The sequence below is a fragment of the Pseudoxanthomonas wuyuanensis genome, from assembly GCF_900215535.1.
GTDB classification, from domain to species: Bacteria; Pseudomonadota; Gammaproteobacteria; order Xanthomonadales; family Xanthomonadaceae; genus Pseudoxanthomonas_A; species Pseudoxanthomonas_A wuyuanensis.
Map to the genome: position 1 here is coordinate 145,884 of NZ_OCND01000001.1, position 16,129 is coordinate 162,012.

Here is a 16,129-nt window from a genome sequence, read left to right on the forward strand (position 1 = left end):
GAGCAACGAGGCCTGGCGGACACTCAGTGGATTTCCGGCGTTGTTTCCTCGAGCGAAGAAGCGTGCTTTCATAAGGTAAATTCCCCGCGACAATGCTCGTGGACTGATATGGAGAAAGGGAATATGGATGGAAAGTGGATAGGAAGTATTCTAGGGGTCACATTGCTCGTCATGCAGGGGGCGGCGCTTTCCCAGGAGTCATATGGACTGAACGAGCGCCATACCGAGCGTTTGGCGGAGGCAGCCAAGATTTCGCCTGTGACTGTCGAAACTGCTTTTGGGGAGAATCTGAGCCTCTACAACGGTGGCGTGAGATTCTCAAACATCGACGCTTCTATTCCAGGCGTCGGTCCTGCCGTTGAATTTAGGCGAACATTTCATGTTCGCGACCGTCGTGAAGAGGTCGGTGGCAATGGAGACTTGCGCGGCCTTGGAGATTGGAGTATCGATCTGCCGAGCATATCTGGTGTCTATGCCCGCGATTTGGGTTGGCAACTCGCTGGCAGCAATCCTTATGCACGTTGCAGTTCACATAATCAGTTGCGTGCACTCAACGGATTTGTGCCGAGTGAATACTGGGATGGTCATCGGCTCTATGTGCCAGGGCAGGTTGACGAAGATCTTCTCGCCAACACCATTGCGGGGCGCCCCAGCCCTACAGATGGGCTGTCATATCCGTGGGTCACCAAGAGCCGTTGGGTGATTACCTGCAAGTCAGCTACCAAGAATGGCTACCCTGGGGAGGCATTCATGGCTGTCTCGCCAGGTGGCGTTAAGTATCATCTGGATTGGGTAGTGAAGAAATTCTATCCAAGCCTAGTGGGATATCAGGTAAGAGAACTCACTAGCGGGAATCATTTGAATCTCCGCCTGGCACGAGAAAGAATCTATTTCCTAGTGTCTAGGGTCGAAGACAGGTTCGGCAATTTTGTTGACTACACATACAGTGGGGAAAAGCTAATAAGCATAGTCGGTAGTGATGGAAGGTCAATCACGCTTTCGTATGCGGGGAACAATGTTTCCTCGGTAAGTTCGTCGTTGGGTACCGTACATTACGGCTATGGCACGGGAACTCCCACTCCGTTGTCGAGTGTCACACTGCCGGATGCCAGTCGCTGGAGCTACGCCAGTTCCGGCGACCTAAAGGTAGAGCACGATGCTTTGCTGGAGCTGCAGATGCCGCAATGTCGGCACGATGCGCACGGTGGTGTGGCGTTCAATTACGAGATATCAAGTCCATCGGGAGCAAAGGCGAGCTACCGTTTTGAAGTTGTTAGACATTGGCGTCAGAATGTCCCCGAAGATTGCGTTGGGTGGAATGAGGGCAGTTTCTCAGACCCTTCTTCCATCAGATACATCAGGTACTGGCAGATTCCGCTGCATAGCGACTCCTATAGTCTTGCTCAGAAGACAATTACGGGTCCGGGCCTGCCTAGCGGGACATGGCAGTATTCCTATCCAAGTTCTGCTCACCCAAGGGGTTTTCAGCAGCTATGTGCGCAAACGCCCGCATCATGTCCGCTATTCAAGCAAGTGCTTGTAAATGGCCCTGAGGCTTCATTGACAAGGTACAAGTTCGGTACATGGTGGGGGCTTAACGATGGTCAGCTTCTGTCGATAGAGCGGGGGTCGGACACAGGCACACCACTGAGGCGTATCGAAAATTCCTATGTCACTTCCCAGGAAGCGCAGGCTTCGCCGTTCGGGGATATTGTCGGTAGCGATTTACATTACTTCAAAGACCCGTTATCCATATCAATTCGGCCACTGAAGAAAACTGAAATTGTCCAAGATGGTGTCATTTTTAGAATGATCGTCAATAGTTTTGATGCATTTGGGCGACCGGTTAATGTGACGAAGAACAGCTCGTCGGTGCCATAGGGAGAGGCATGATGAAGGCAAGGGTAGAAGCATGGTGGCTATTGTTGTGGGCGTTGGGGATGTCTTCGATTGCGCATGCCCAAACTTATACCAAAACTGAAACAATCGAGTACCACGATGATCTGTCACTGTGGGTGTTGGGCCAAGTAAAGCGCACCACCACCAACGGCATCGAGTCTTCGCGGACGGAGTATGCTTGGAAAGCGAGTCCAACCAAGACATATGCCTTCGGCAAGCTTCAGCAGACGATTGGATACAACACCAGCAATGGCACCGTATCGCACGTCGTGGACGGAAAGAACAATCTCACGATATTTCGCAGTTGGATGCGCGGCATCCCACAGCAAATCGAGTACGCGGATGGATATTCCCAGTATGCGACCGTCAACGATTCCGGCTGGATAACCTCGATTACCGACGAGAACGGCTACAAGACCTGCTACGGCTACGACACGATGGGGCGATTGAGCAGCATCACCTATCCGTCGGAAACCGCGGCCGGCGTCTGCGATACCTCCAAATGGACGGCCACGACATTCACCTGGGAGTACCGGAACCTGGTCGAGCATGGCCTGCCGGCCGGTCATTGGCTACGTCGCAACCATACCGGGAACCACCGTCGTAACACGTTCTACGATGCGCTTTGGCGACCTGTGCTGGAGCACTACTACGATGGCGCCAATGTGGATGCCACGCTACAGACCCGAGCCTGGTCCTACGACACCGAAGGCCGGGTGACGTTTGCGTCCTATCCGGTCGGGACCACCACCGGTGGCACCACAGGTACCTGGACGGAGTACGATGCCTTAGGCCGCGTAACCTCAGTCTCGCAGGACAGCGAGCAAGGCCTGCTGACTACTACCACGGCCTATCTAGCTGGCTTGCAGACCCGTGTAACAACCCCCAAGGGCTTGCAGACCACCACGGCCTATCAAGCCTACGACCAACCGACCTACGACTGGCCCAGGATAATCATCCACCCGGAGGGTACCTACACCCACATCACCCGCGATGTCTTCGGCAAACCCACTGCCCTGCGCCGCAGCAACAGCAGCAGCGCTACCGGCGGTACCGGGGTGAATCGCAGCTACACCTACAACAGCTACCAGGAATTGTGCCGCTCGGTGGAGCCGGAGACTGGCGCCACCTTGATGGGCTACGACGGTGCCGGCAACCTGGCCTGGTCGGCCACTGGCCTGCCTGCGGCCACCGCCTGTGACGCGACAGGCACCAGCGCCGCTGTAGTGGCGCGCAAGGCCAGCCGTACCTATGACACCCGCAACCGCGTCAAGTCCCTGACTTTCCCCGATGGCAAGGGCGACCAAGCCTGGACTTACACGCCGGACGGCCTGCCCGCGAGCATTGCGGTCACCAACCCGAATGTGTCCACGCCCATCACCAACACCTACAGCTATAACCGGCGCCGGCTTCTGGCTTCGGAGGCGACCAAGATTTCCACGCCGACGTACACGCTGAGCTATGGCTACAACGCCTACGGCCACCTGAGCAGTGTGACCTACCCCAACACCACCGTGGTGGGGTTGGCCCCCAACGGGCTGGGCCAGCCCACCCAGGCCGGCAGCTACGCCACCGGCGCGCAGTACTATCCCAACGGCGCCCTTAAGCAGTTCACCTACGGCAACGGCATCGTTCACACGATGACGCAGAACGCCCGCCAGTTGCCAGCGCGCAGCACCGATAGCAACGGCACGTTGGACCTGGGCTACGCCTACGACAAGCAGGCCAACGTCAGCAGCATCACCGACTACACCAGCGGGGCTCGGCAAAGTCGGAGCATGACGTACGACAATCTGGAGCGGCTGACCCAGGCCACCGGCGCCAGCTTCGGCACGGCCAGCTACACCTATGACGTATTGGACAACCTGAAGACGCTGAACGTCACCGGCGGCAACCACGTCCGCAACTACGGTTATGTCTATGACAGTAGCAACCGGCTGACCAACCTCACCAACGGCGTAGGCGGGGCCAGCATTATTGGCCTGGGCTATGACCCCCAGGGCAATGTCGTCAACAAGAACGGGCAGACCTACGAGTTCGACTACGGCAACCGGCTGCGGCGGGCAACCAACAAGGAATGGTATGCCTATGACGGCCATGGCCGGCGGGTACTGAGCTGCACGCCCACGGCCTGCGACTACCAGCAATACGCCGCCGACGGGAAGCTGTACTTCCATCAGGACAACCGCAATGGACTGAATTACGTCAATGTCTATTTGGGCGGCAGCCTGGTGGCCATCCGGGAGCAACCAACGGCCGGCGGCAGCGCCACCATCAAGTACCAGCACACCGATGCGCTGGGCACGCCGATTGCCGAGACCGATGCCAACAAAACCATCCTCCGCAAAAGCGAGTACGAACCCTACGGCCTGCTGACCAACCGCACCCTGACCGATGGCCCCGGCTTCACCGGCCATGTGCAGGATGCGGCCACCGGGCTGGCGTATATGCAGCAGCGCTATTACGACCCGCTGCTGGGTCGATTTTTGAGTGTCGATCCAGTGGGTGCATTAAGCAATCCGGTAGGATATTTTCATCGCTACAAGTATGCGAACAATAGTCCGTATAAGTTTACAGATCCCGATGGGCGCGGATGGTTTGACGAGTTTCTTCCCCCGAATCTGGAGGGGAGAACTAACCCTTATGCACCCATCGATGGCGCAAGTAGAGGTGACGTCGCATTTTTGAAGGTCGCTTCAGCGGGGCCGATTATAGGGGTATCTGCAGCCTTATGTGGGCCTGGTTGCGCTACGAGATCTGCGCAGAGAATTGTTGAAGAAACCATTACTGAGATTAGTATTCCTGCAGGCCGCTATCCCGAATCCGCAACGCATATTAAGGATGCACAGGAGGCTGGACAGCCGTCCGTGCTGACAGTAAACCGACAAGGTGCTGCCGCCAATAGACGTGAGGCACTAAGAGGAACTCCAACACGGGCAAATAAAGATCGCGACGAGTACCCGCCTGCAATGTTTAAAGAGGGGGGCGAGGGTTCGAGTGTTCGACATATTGGGCCGTCAGATAATCGCGGATCTGGCGCTTGCATTGGAGCGCAATGCCGCGGACTCCCGGATGGCGCGAAGGTCAGAATAAAAGTGGAGGACGCTATAAAATGACAATCGGTCCTTGGATTGCAAAACTTCTGGCGTTGGGATCAGCTTCTTTGAATCAATCGAAAGCGAAAATTGATGTCAATGTACTCAGGTCTGCGGGAACCCTTGGCGATGAACTAGCCCAAGTTCTTGACGCAAAGAATGGCTTTGACGCTTTTGAGTCAGCTCTCCACTTCTTTCCTGCGCAGACATCACTATTAAGTGTGGGGATTGATGAATGGAACGACCCGGATGGGTGGACAAAAGAATACGGTGATTTGGCTGCGGGGTGTCTTTTTTTTGCGGAAGATATTTTTGGTGGGCAGTTCTGCATTGCATCCAGCTGCGTTTGGCAATTTGATCCCGAAACTGGAGAGAAGAACCTAATGGCGGCATCGTTAGATGAATGGGCGAAGAAGGTGCTAGATGACTATGAAGTTCTGACCGGTCATCCGCTAGCGCACGCTTGGCAGAAGAAAAATGGACCGCTTCCAGAAGGAATGAGGCTGGTGCCTCGCATTCCCTTTGTGTGTAATGGTGAGTTTGCGCTATCGAACTTGATACTGATGGAGTCAGAGAAAGGTATGCGTATTCGTGGGAGCCTTGCTCGCCAGATTCATGATCTGCCAGATGGCGCTCAGATTAGTTTTCGGATCGATTCATAGGTTCCAACAAGACGTCGGTAACGGGGTTGGGTTTACTTACCAATAAAGACTTGTTTGTTCGGGCGATGCGCCGAACGACGACTCTGCCGGGGCCAGCCGTATGGTTTTGTGTCTGTCGCATTCCGTCACTCCCCCGGCTTCGCCGCCGAAGTCGGCGACTCGGTTGCAGCGCGTTTGGCCAGGGTGGCTTCGCGATGGGCGATATAGGCGTTGGCGGCGAAGATGATGCCGGCGCCGAGCAGGGTCCAGCGGTCCAGGCTTTCGTCGAACAGCCACCAGCCGAACACCGCCACGATGGGCAGTTGCATGAAGCTGATCGGGGTCAGTGCGGAGACTTCGCCCAGCTTCAGTGCTCGCGTCCACAGCATGTGGCCGCCGGTGCCCATCACGCCGGCGGCGACGACCCATAGCCAGGTGATGCCCTGTGGCCATTGCCACACGCTCAGCGCCGGCAGCAGCGACATCGGCACCCACAGCAGCGTGGTGTAGATGACGATACGGTCGGCCGGCTCGGTCTGCGAGAGCTGCTTGATCTGGATGGCGACGATGCTGCTCAGCACCGCCGCCAGCACCGCGACAATCGCGCCCATGCTGAACTCGGCGGTACCCGGGCGCACGATGATCAGCACGCCGATGAAGCCCAGCAGTACCGCGGTCCAGCGGCGCGCGCGCACCTGTTCGTTCAACATCGCGGCGGCGGCGATGGTGACGAACAGCGGTGTCGAATAGGACAGCGATACCGCCTGCGCCAGCGGCAGGTGGCCGATGGCCCAGAAGCCGGCCAGCATCGAGCAGATGCCGATCACGCAGCGGAACAGGTAGCGCGGGAACTGGGTGGTCCTGAGGAAACCGGGGCCATGCCGCAGCAGCAGCGGCAGCGCGACGATCAGGCCGAAGAAGTTGCGGAAGAACGCGATTTCGAACGTATGCAGCGTGGCCGATGCCAGTCGGATGGAGACCACCATCAGTCCGAAGAACATCGTGCTGCCCAGCATCAACGCAGCGGCGCGGAAATGGTGGGGAATGGCGGGCATCAGCGGCGAAGGATGAGGGCGGAATCGGGGAAGGATGCGTGTCTCATTCTGCGACTACCAACGCGCGCCAATAAGCTTCGGTTCCGGCTCTATCATCACGCCGAAGCGCTGTTGCACCGATTCGGCGATCCGCCGCGCCAGCGCCAGCAACTGCGCGCCGCTGGCCTGTCCGTGGTTGACCAGTACCAGCGCATGCGATTGCGCCACGCCGGCATCGCCATCGCGGAAACCGCGCCAGCCGCAGGTTTCGATCATCCATGCCGCCGAAAGTTTGCGGCTGCCGTCGTCGTTGCCGCGGAAGGTCGGCAGCGCCGGGTGCTGCTGCGTCAGCGCCTGGGCTTGCGCCGCCGGCACGATGGGATTCTTGAAGAAGCTGCCGGCGTTCCCCAGCACCGCCGGGTCCGGCAGCTTGCGGCGGCGGATGCGAATCACCGCTTCGGCCACCTGCGTTGCGCTTGGCGAAGAGATGCCCATTGCCGCCAGCTCGTCGCCGATGCCGGCGTAGTCCAGCCGCAGTGATGGCCTGCGCGGTAGCAGGAATTCCACCGCGGTGACGATGCGGCGATCGGGTTCGCGCTTGAACAGGCTATCGCGGTAGCCGAAGGCGCAGGAGGCGCGGTCCAGCCAGTGCAGGTTGCCGTCGGCCAGATCGAAGGCCTCGACGCTCTGCACGAACTCGCCGACTTCGGTGCCGTAGGCGCCGATGTTCTGGATGGGCGCGGCGCCGACCGTGCCGGGAATCAGCGCCAGGTTCTCCAGCCCGCAGAATCCCTGTTGCAGGGTCCACATCACCAGCGCATGCCAGGAAACCCCGGCATCGGCGCGGATCAGCCCGCGCGCGTCGTCCTGGCCAAGGATGCGGATGGCGCGGCTGGTCAGCGCCAGCACCGCCGATTCCGGATCTCCGGCGAACAGCAGGTTGCTGCCGCCGCCCAGCAGCAGCGGCGGGCTGGCCGAAACCGCAGGCAGCGCCAATGCCTCGGGCAAGGCCTCGCCGGCGGAAATTTCGACCAGCAACGGCGCGTTGGCGTCGATGCCGAAGGTGTTGCGTTGGCGCAGGGCGGCATTGGGGATCAGCCGCAGCGAGGGATTCATTCCGGCGCTACCGGTCCGCGGCTGGGCGCGTCGCGGCGGCGGCGGATGGCCTCCACGCATTCGCCGATCAGTTCCGGCCCGCGGTAGATCAGGCCGGTGTAGCACTGCACCAGCGAGGCGCCGGCCGACATCTTGGCCACCGCATCGGCACCGGACAGGATGCCGCCGACGCCGACCAGCGGAATATCGTGCGGCAATCGCGCACGCAGCCGGCGCAGCACGGTAGTGGACTGGCCCATCAGCGGCGCGCCGGACAGCCCGCCGGTTTCATGGGCGTGGCGATGACCCTGCACGCTGATCCGCGAGACCGTGGTGTTGGTGGCGATGACGCCATCCACCGACAGGTCGCCCAGCACGCGCGCCACCGCATCGATATCGTCCTCGGAGAGATCCGGCGCCACCTTCACCAGCATCGGCACGCGTTTGCCGTGCTGGGCGCCCAGTTCTTCCTGCGCCTCGCGCAGCGTGCCGATCAACTGCCGCAGCGCCTGTTCTTCCTGCAGTTCGCGCAGGCCGGCGGTATTGGGCGAGGAAATGTTGACGGTGATGTAGTCGGCAAGCGCGTAGACGCGCTCCAGGCAGTACAGGTAATCGGACGCGGCACGCTCGTTGGAGGTGTCCTTGTTCTTGCCGATGTTGATGCCCAGCAGCCCGTTCTTGCGGCGGGCGCGCTCGACATTGCGCACCAGCGCGTCGACGCCTTCGTTGTTGAAGCCCAGGCGGTTGATGATGGCGTTGTGTTCCGGCAGCCGGAACATGCGCGGCTTGGGATTGCCCGGCTGCGGCCGCGGCGTCACCGTGCCCACTTCGACGAATCCGAAACCCAGCGCGAACAGCGCATCGATATGCGCGCCGTTCTTGTCCAGGCCCGCGGCCAGCCCCACCGGGTTGGGGAATTGCAACCCCAGCGCCTTGACCGGCATCGGCGCGACCGCCCGCGCCAGCAGCGGGCTGGTGCCGGTGCGGTAGGCCAGTTCCAGCGCGCGCAGGCCCAGGCCATGCGCGCGCTCGGCGTCGAAACCGAAAAGAAAAGGGCGGGCGAGCGAATACATCGATCAGCGGGTGCTCAGCCAGGCCAGTCCGCCGAAGAACAGCAGGAACGCCACCACCGCCAGCACCCACAGCACCACCGAGGCCCAGCCCAGGATCAGACCGCCGACCGCCATGCCGTCGCCGCCCAGTTGCGGATTGCGGCGAATCTCGCCGCGCGCCATGTGGCCGGTGATGATGGCGCACACGCTGCCCAGGAAAGGCATCAGCGTCCAGCCGAGAATGCCGGCGATCAGGCTGACGATGGCCAACGTGCTGTTCTGTCTTGCTTGTGCGTTCACGGGTGCTGTTCCTTGCATTGCAGTGATGGAAACGAGTGCGTGCCGATTACAGATCGAACTTGATGCCCTGGGCCAGCGGCAGCGAGTCGGAGTAGTTGATGGTGTTGGTCTGCCGGCGCATGTAGACCTTCCACGCGTCCGAACCGGACTCGCGGCCGCCGCCGGTTTCCTTCTCGCCGCCGAACGCGCCGCCGATCTCGGCGCCGCTGGTGCCGATGTTGACGTTGGCGATGCCGCAGTCGCTGCCGGCCGCCGACAGGAACTGCTCGGCCGCCTTCAGGTTCTGGGTGAAGATGGACGAGGACAGGCCCTGCGGCACGGCGTTCTGCATGTCGATGGCTTCGTCCAGGGTGGCGTACTTCATCACGTACAGGATCGGCGCGAAGGTTTCGTGCTGCACCACCTCGTCGGAATTCTTCAGGCCGGTGATGATGGTCGGCAGCACGAAGTTGCCGGGGCGGTCGATGGCGGTGCCGCCGGTCTCGACGGTGCCGCCGCTGGCCTTGGCCTTTTCGATGGAGGCCAGGAACTGCTGCACCGCGCCCTGGCTGTTGAGCGGGCCCATCAGGTTGGCCGGATCGGTGGGATCGCCGATCTTGCCTTCGACCTGCTTGTACGCCTTGACCAGCGTGGCCAGCACGTTGTCGTAGATGGATTCGTGCACGATCAGCCGGCGCGTGGTGGTGCAGCGCTGGCCGGCGGTGCCGACGGCGCCGAACACGATGCCGGGAATGGCCAGTTTCAGGTCGGCGGTTTCATCCAGGATGATGGCGTTGTTGCCGCCCAGTTCCAGCAGGCTGCGGCCCATGCGACGGGCGACGCGCTCGCCGACGGTGCGGCCGACCTGGGTGGAGCCGGTGAAGCTGATCAGCGGAATGCGCTTGTCGTCGACGAACTGCTGCGCCAGCTCGACGCCGGCATCGTTGATCAGGAAGAAGATGTCCGGGAAACCGCCGGCCTTCAGCGCGTCGTTGCAGATCTTCATCGACGCGATGGCGGTGAGCGGGGTCTTGTTGGACGGCTTCCAGATGCAGATGTCGCCGCAGATGGCGGCCAGGAACGAGTTCCACGCCCACACCGCAACCGGGAAGTTGAACGCGCTGATGATGCCGACCAGGCCCAGCGGGTGGTACTGCTCGTACATGCGGTGGCCGGGGCGCTCGGAGTGCATGGTGTAGCCGTACAGCATGCGCGACTGGCCAACGGCGAAGTCGGCGATGTCGATCATTTCCTGCACCTCGCCGTCGCCCTCGGGCTTGCTCTTGCCCATCTCCAGCGCCACCAGCGAGCCCAGCGCGTCCTTGTGTCTGCGCAACGCGTCGCCGCACAGGCGCACGGCTTCGCCGCGGCGCGGCGCCGGCGTGGTGCGCCACACCTTGAAGGCGGCCTGCGCGCGCGCAACGACGGTTTCGTAGTCGGCCTGGCTGGTGGCGTGGACTTCGCCGATCACCTGGTTGGTGGTGGGATTGATCGACTGCAGCAGGCCGGCGTCGGTGGTGGTCGACCATTCGCCGCTGCCGAGGTAGGTGCCGGAATTGGTTTTGCCAAGGCCGAGCGCCTTGAAGATGTCTGCGGGCATGAAAAGCTCCAGAAAGCGGGGAAACAGGCCGTCAGCGGGGGATGGGCCCGAAAAGTCGGACAATTTTAGCAGAGCGGCGGTTTTTCCTGACTGCTTATTGCACCGGCCCGGCAACGGTTCCTGTGGGAGCGGCTGTTTGCGGCCTGGTCAATAGGGCCGGCAGGGCGAGCGGCTTGCGGCCGGCCGTGCCAACCGTCCATCGCGACTCACGCCGCTCCCGCGCCATCGGCACTGGGCAGCGGGTCGCCGGCCTGCCAGCCGATGGCCTGCATCCGGTCCAGCAAGGCCGTGACCCGGTCGCGCGCATCCATCTCGTGGATCGGCAGCACCAGCAGATCGCCGTCCCTGGCCCAGGCCAGTGGGATGCGGGCGGCTTCCACTTCGTCCAGGCAGGTGGCAATGGCGGCATCGGCCACGCCGTCGGCCAGCAACTGCGCGCGCATGATCGCCGCCACCTCGCCGGCGGCGCGGCCGCGTTCGTAGCCGGCGATGTCCTTCAGCACCACCTGCTCCGGCCTGGCGCTGGCGGCAACCGACGCCACCGCGCGCAGGTCGGCGTCCTCGCGATTGCCGGCATGTCCCAGCATGATGGCCATCCGGCCCGGCCGTCCCGATGCATCCACCGCGCGCAGCAATCCGCGCAGGCCGTCGGGGTTGTGCGCGTAGTCGACATACACCTGCAGCGCGCCGAATCGCCAGTGCTGCAGCCGTCCGGGATTGTCCGCACCGCTTGCGCCGAACCGCATCAGCGTGGCGGCCAGGGTGCCCGGTGCGATTCCCAGCGCGTAACCGGCCAGTGCGGCGGCGGCGATGTTGGCGATGTTGTAGCCGGCGCGTCCGCCCAGGGCTATCGGCATGGCGGCCGCTTGGCCCAGCGCGAAGGTGCTGCCATTGGCATGCAGGCAAAGCGTTCCATCGCGTACGCCGCAGGCGGCGCCGCCGCTGTCGCGCTGCGAGCGCAGCAGCGGATGGTCGAAATCCAGCGCAAACCAGCCGATGGGGCAGGCCAGCGTTGGCGCCTGTTCGCGCAACACCGCGTCATCGGCGTTGAGCACCAGCAGTCCGCCGGCATCAATGGCGCGTGCCACGGTCAGCTTGACCCGGGCCAGGTCCTGCAGGGTATGCACGCCGTATTCGCCGAAATGATCGACCGCGATATTGGTCACCACCGCCACATTGGCGCGGCATACCGCCAGCCCGCGCCGCAGCAGTCCGCCGCGCGCGGTTTCCAGTACCGCCGCCTGCGCCTGCGGATGGCGCAACGCGGTGCGCGCGCCGGTGGGGCCGGAAAAATCCCCGGCTTCCAGCGGCTGGCCTTCGAAATACACCCCATCGGTGCAGCTATGCGCGGTGCGCCAGCCATGCGCCCGCGCCATTGCCGCAAGCAGCCGCACGGTGGTGGTCTTGCCATTGGAGCCGGTGACCAGCGCGGTGGGAATATCGTGCAGATCGCGCCATGGCACCGATGACGGCGCAGGAAGACCGTCGATGAACCAGCTGCGGCTGCCGACGCCTTCGCCGAGCGAGAGCTCGTCGTCGTCGGCAAGGAAGGCGACCTGATGCGTCGCGGCCTGTTGCTGCAATGCGATCAGTTGCGGCAGCGCTTCCGCTGCGGCGGCCAGGCGCAGCGTGCGCAGGGCGCAGTCGGTATCCCACACCGCGGCGTGGCCAGGGGCGTGGTAGAGCATTTGTTCTTCCCTTCTCCCTTTGGGAGAAGGTGCCCAAACTGCGGATGAGGGAATGGGCTCTCCGGTTGCAGCATCGCCCTTCACAAGCGCAAGCACCCGATGGGAAATGTCGAACAGAACATCTTCCGTACGAGCGAGTACATCATGATTCCAGTACCGCAGCGTCATGACGCCCTGGCTGGCGACGAAAGCGTCGCGCTTGGCGTCGTTCACCAGTGGCTGCGGTTCGTTGTGCTGTCCGCCATCCAGTTCTATCGCTAGTTTCAACTCATGGCAGTAGAAATCGAGAACATACGGTCCCAGCGATTCTTGACGGCAGAATTTCTGGTCATGCAGGCGGCGGTCGCGCAGGAAGGACCAGAGGAGTTGTTCGGGTTGGGTGGAGTTCTCTCTCAGTTGGCGGATGAAATCTTTGGTTTCTTGGTCGAAAGGCAGCTTCTTTCGGAAAGTTGCGTTGGAGCTTTGGGCTTCCTCCCTCATCCGGCCTTCGGCCACCTTCTCCCAGTGGGAGAAGGGAACAACAGACGCACTTATCTCTCCTGCGCTGACTTGAGAATCAGGGTTGGCATCAGAATCCAGGCTCGCCGACCACCATGCCCATTCGTTGACTTCGGTGGCGGTGTACAGCTGATCCAGCGGTGCGGCGAAGGCCAGCGAGGCGCCGCTGGCGTGTCGGCGGATGACGGTGTCGGTCTCCGGCCAGCCCAGCGCCGCCCGAACGGCCGCGATATTGGCCTGCCAGCGGGCGAGCGCATCGTCGCCGAACGCCAGTCCGCGCGCGGTCTCCAGCGCCGCGCCGGTGCCGGCGAAATAGACGTTGCAGCCGGTCAGCCGGCGCGAGTCGGTAAAGGGTTCCGGCGCCACGGCGGTTCAGTCGCTGGCTTCGCGTTCGAACACCAGGCCGCGCTCGTCGCGGATCACGCCCTCCAGATTGTTCAGCGTGGCCTCGTCCAGCAGCGAGTGGGCGACCGGGATTTCGGTCCTGGGCAGGGGGCTGGGCGCTTCGCCGGCCGGCTGGAACTTGATGATCTGTTTCCAGGTGCGGGTCAGCGCGTCGGCGAACACCATCAGCAGGTCTCCCGGCTGGCCCATCCGCAACGCGGCATCGACGGCCTGCTGTTCGTCCGGAATGACGGTGATGGCGTCTTCACCGATCCCGCCGGCCTGCAGGGCCTTGGCGATGATGCGCGGCACCTCGTCGCCGTCGCGGCCGCGCAGCGCATCGTCGCGGCGCACCACATAGTGGTCGAATTTGCCTGCTACCGCATCGGCGATCGCACGCAGATCGTCGTCGCGGCGGTCGCCGGGACCGGCGACCACCACGATGCGACGGCCGCTCACGTCCAGCCGCTGCGCCAGATCCGCCATCATGCCTACCGCATGCGCATTGTGCGCGTAGTCCATCAGCACCTTGAACGGGTGCTCGCCGAACACGTTCATCCGCCCCGGCGCCTGGAAGAACGTGGTGTCGAACGTGCGCAGGCCCTGCCGGATCGCGTCGAGCTTGATGCCCAGCGAGAACGCGATAGACGCGGCGAACATCGCGTTCTGCACGTTGTGCAGGGCGCGGCCTTCCATCGTGGCCGGGATCAGGTGGGTCCACATCAGCGGGATATGGCTGCCCTTGTCGTACAGCGTGATCATGTGGCCGTTGATGCCGGCTTCCAGCGCGCAGGCGCGGCCGCCGGCGCGGATGTGCTCGCGCACCAGCCCGTGCGAGGGGTTCATCGTCACATAGCAGATGGTCCGGGCATCGGTATAGGCCGACATCTTCAGCACATTGCCGTCATCGGCGTTGAGCACGGCGCAATCGCGCGCCACTTCCACCACGATGCGCTTGATCTCGGCCAGTTGCTCCAGCGTGTCGATGCCTTTCAGGCCCAGGTGGTCGGCCTGCACGTTCAGGACCGCGCCGACGTTGACCTCCGGTACGCCCATGCCGCTGCGCAGCAGGCCGCCGCGCGCGGTTTCCAGCACGGCGATGTCGATCTGCGGATCGCTGAGCACCATCCGCGCCGACACCGGCCCGGTCATGTCGCCTTCCACCGTGCGCTGGCCGTCGATATAGACCCCGTCGGTGGTGGTCAGCCCCGGGGTGTAGCCGGCCATCTTGGTGATATGCGCCAGCATCCGCGCGGTGGTGGTCTTGCCGTTGGTGCCGGTGACGGCGGCAATCGGCACCCGCGACGGCGTGCCCGGCGGGAACAGCATGTCGATGACCGGGCCGGCGGCATCGCGCGGCGTGCCTTCGCTGGGCGCCACATGCATGCGGAAGCCGGGCGCGGCGTTGACTTCGCAGATGCCGCCGCCGATGGCCTTGTAGCTTTCGGCGATATTGGTGGAAATGAAATCGACCCCGCCCACGTCCAGGCCGATCGCGCGCACCGCGCGCACGGCCATGTCGCGGTTGTCGGGGTGGATGATGTCGGTGACGTCGGTGGCGGTACCGCCGGTGGACAGGTTGGCGGTCGAGCGCAGGTAGACCACTTCGCCTTCGGCCGGCACCGAGAAGTGGTTGTAGCCGACGCGTTCGAGCATCAGATCCGCCTGCGCATCCAGTTCCAGCCGGGTCAGCACTTTTTCGTGACCCACGCCGCGGCGCGGGTCCGAGTTGACGATGTCGACCAGTTCGGCGATGTCGTGCCTGCCGTCGCCGATCACATGGCCGGGCGTGCGGCGGGTGGCGGCGACCAGTTCGCCGTTGACGACCAACAGCCGGTGATCGTCGCCGCCAACGAAATTTTCGACGATGACCGAGCGCGAATGCTCGCGTGCGGCCGCGAAGGCTTCGCGGATTTCGTCGTCGCCGCTGATGTTGATGGTGATGCCGCGGCCATGGTTGCCGTTGTAGGGTTTCAGCACCACCGGGCCGCCGAGCCGCTTGGCTGCGCGCAGCGCGCCGGTGGCATCGGTGACCAGTTCCTGGCGCGGTACCGGCAGGCCCAGCGAGGCGAGGATCTTGTTGGTTTCCTCCTTGTCGCTGGCCAGTTCCACCGCGATGTGCGGCGTCTTGCCGGTGATCGTGGCCTGGATGCGCTGCTGGTATTTGCCGTGGCCGAACTGCACCAGCGACTGGTTGTTGAGGCGGAACCAGGGGATGTTGCGCTCTTCGGCCGCGCGCACCAGCGAGGCGGTCGATGGCCCCAGTGCGCGCCGCTGCGCGTAGCGGATGAAATCGTCGCGCGCGCTTTCCCAGTCCCAGTCCTCGGGCACGCTGCCCTTGGGCCGCAGTTCGACCGGCAGCAGCGAGGCCAGCAGCTTCAGCGCCAGTTCGCCGGCGGCGATGCCTTCTTCCTTCTGCGCGTATTCGTAGACCACCGAATAGACGCCGGGCCGGTCCGAACCGATGCTGCGGGTACGGCCGAAGCTGACATCTTCGCCGGCGACGTTCTGCAGTTCGATGGCGACGTGTTCCAGCACATGCCCCAGCCAGGTGCCTTCGTCCTCGCGCATGCGGCGGATGAAGCCGCCGGGTTCGCGGTAGGAACAGCCGTGCTCGGCCAGGCCGGGCAGGGCGGCGACCAGGCCGTCGACGAAAGCCGCGCCGAGCCTGCCGGTGGGCCAGGCTTCCAGCGCCTGCAGGTCCAGTTCCAGGCGGATGACCGGGAAGTGGGCGTACTGGGAGGGGCCGACGTAGACCGAGCGTTCCAGGATGCGCATGCTTTGCCTCTGTGTTGTGTTGGTCGGCCCGGCGGTTGCCGGAATGGGATTTGCCGGTTTCTTTGGCGACAGCCAAAGGCCAAAGC

Annotated in this window: 10 protein-coding genes; 3 read left to right on the plus strand and 7 right to left on the minus strand. The window is 62.9% G+C overall.

Going from position 1 to position 16,129, the window contains the following annotated elements; genetic code table 11:
• Window positions 1-123 precede the first annotated feature (123 nt).
• Genes CRO39_RS20325 through CRO39_RS00710 form a run of 3 tightly spaced genes read left to right on the plus strand, consistent with a single transcriptional unit; the run spans window position 124 to window position 5,656 of the window.
• Complete coding sequence (locus tag CRO39_RS20325) at window positions 124-1,881, plus strand: hypothetical protein (protein ID WP_141400662.1); 1,758 nt, start codon at window positions 124-126, stop codon at window positions 1,879-1,881.
• Between the two features lie 11 nt (window positions 1,882-1,892).
• Window positions 1,893-5,015 (plus strand): RHS repeat-associated core domain-containing protein, encoded by a 3,123-nt coding sequence (locus CRO39_RS21045; RefSeq protein WP_162125762.1) that lies wholly within the window; start codon window positions 1,893-1,895, stop codon window positions 5,013-5,015.
• Window positions 5,012-5,656 carry an SMI1/KNR4 family protein gene (locus CRO39_RS00710; protein WP_097119963.1) on the plus strand — a complete coding sequence of 215 codons (645 nt, stop codon included), beginning with the start codon at window positions 5,012-5,014 and terminating at the stop codon, window positions 5,654-5,656. Before CRO39_RS21045 ends, CRO39_RS00710 begins: the two co-directional genes overlap by 4 nt.
• 125 nt (window positions 5,657-5,781) lie before the next feature.
• Here CRO39_RS00710 and CRO39_RS00715 read toward each other — a convergent pair whose 3' ends face one another.
• The 7 genes from CRO39_RS00715 to cphA all read right to left on the minus strand — a co-directional run bounded on the left by CRO39_RS00715 (window position 5,782) and on the right by cphA (window position 16,043).
• On the minus strand, window positions 5,782-6,690 hold the full coding sequence (locus CRO39_RS00715) for a DMT family transporter (protein WP_097119964.1): 909 nt from the start codon (window positions 6,688-6,690) through the stop codon (window positions 5,782-5,784).
• Between the two features lie 54 nt (window positions 6,691-6,744).
• A complete protein-coding gene (gene murB / locus CRO39_RS00720) occupies window positions 6,745-7,785 on the minus strand; it encodes a UDP-N-acetylmuramate dehydrogenase (RefSeq protein WP_097119965.1) in 1,041 nt (346 codons plus the stop codon).
• Window positions 7,782-8,837: a quinone-dependent dihydroorotate dehydrogenase gene (locus CRO39_RS00725; protein ID WP_097119966.1), complete on the minus strand. Its 1,056-nt coding sequence runs from the start codon at window positions 8,835-8,837 to the stop codon at window positions 7,782-7,784. Before CRO39_RS00725 ends, murB begins: the two co-directional genes overlap by 4 nt.
• A gap of 3 nt (window positions 8,838-8,840) precedes the next feature.
• Window positions 8,841-9,116 (minus strand): DUF4190 domain-containing protein, encoded by a 276-nt coding sequence (locus CRO39_RS00730; protein ID WP_097119967.1) that lies wholly within the window; start codon window positions 9,114-9,116, stop codon window positions 8,841-8,843.
• A 46-nt stretch (window positions 9,117-9,162) separates the two neighbouring features.
• Window positions 9,163-10,695, minus strand: coding sequence for an L-piperidine-6-carboxylate dehydrogenase (gene amaB / locus CRO39_RS00735; protein ID WP_097119968.1), 1,533 nt, complete (start codon window positions 10,693-10,695; stop codon window positions 9,163-9,165).
• A 206-nt stretch (window positions 10,696-10,901) separates the two neighbouring features.
• Entirely contained in the window at window positions 10,902-13,247 is a 2,346-nt protein-coding gene (locus CRO39_RS00740; protein ID WP_238394587.1) for a DUF559 domain-containing protein, read from the minus strand.
• Between the two features lie 6 nt (window positions 13,248-13,253).
• Entirely contained in the window at window positions 13,254-16,043 is a 2,790-nt protein-coding gene (gene cphA, locus CRO39_RS00745) for a cyanophycin synthetase (RefSeq protein WP_097119969.1), read from the minus strand.
• Window positions 16,044-16,129: the final 86 nt, after the last annotated feature.

Coding starts and splice junctions, on each gene's coding strand:
- CRO39_RS21045 (WP_162125762.1), top strand. CDS start 1,893: ATGAAGGCAAGGGTAGAAGCATGGTGGCTATTGTTGTGGGCGTTGGGG.
- CRO39_RS00710 (WP_097119963.1), top strand. CDS start 5,012: ATGACAATCGGTCCTTGGATTGCAAAACTTCTGGCGTTGGGATCAGCT.
- amaB (WP_097119968.1), bottom strand. CDS start 10,695: ATGCCCGCAGACATCTTCAAGGCGCTCGGCCTTGGCAAAACCAATTCC.
- CRO39_RS00715 (WP_097119964.1), bottom strand. CDS start 6,690: ATGCCCGCCATTCCCCACCATTTCCGCGCCGCTGCGTTGATGCTGGGC.
- CRO39_RS00725 (WP_097119966.1), bottom strand. CDS start 8,837: ATGTATTCGCTCGCCCGCCCTTTTCTTTTCGGTTTCGACGCCGAGCGC.
- CRO39_RS20325 (WP_141400662.1), top strand. CDS start 124: ATGGATGGAAAGTGGATAGGAAGTATTCTAGGGGTCACATTGCTCGTC.
- murB (WP_097119965.1), bottom strand. CDS start 7,785: ATGAATCCCTCGCTGCGGCTGATCCCCAATGCCGCCCTGCGCCAACGC.
- cphA (WP_097119969.1), bottom strand. CDS start 16,043: ATGCGCATCCTGGAACGCTCGGTCTACGTCGGCCCCTCCCAGTACGCC.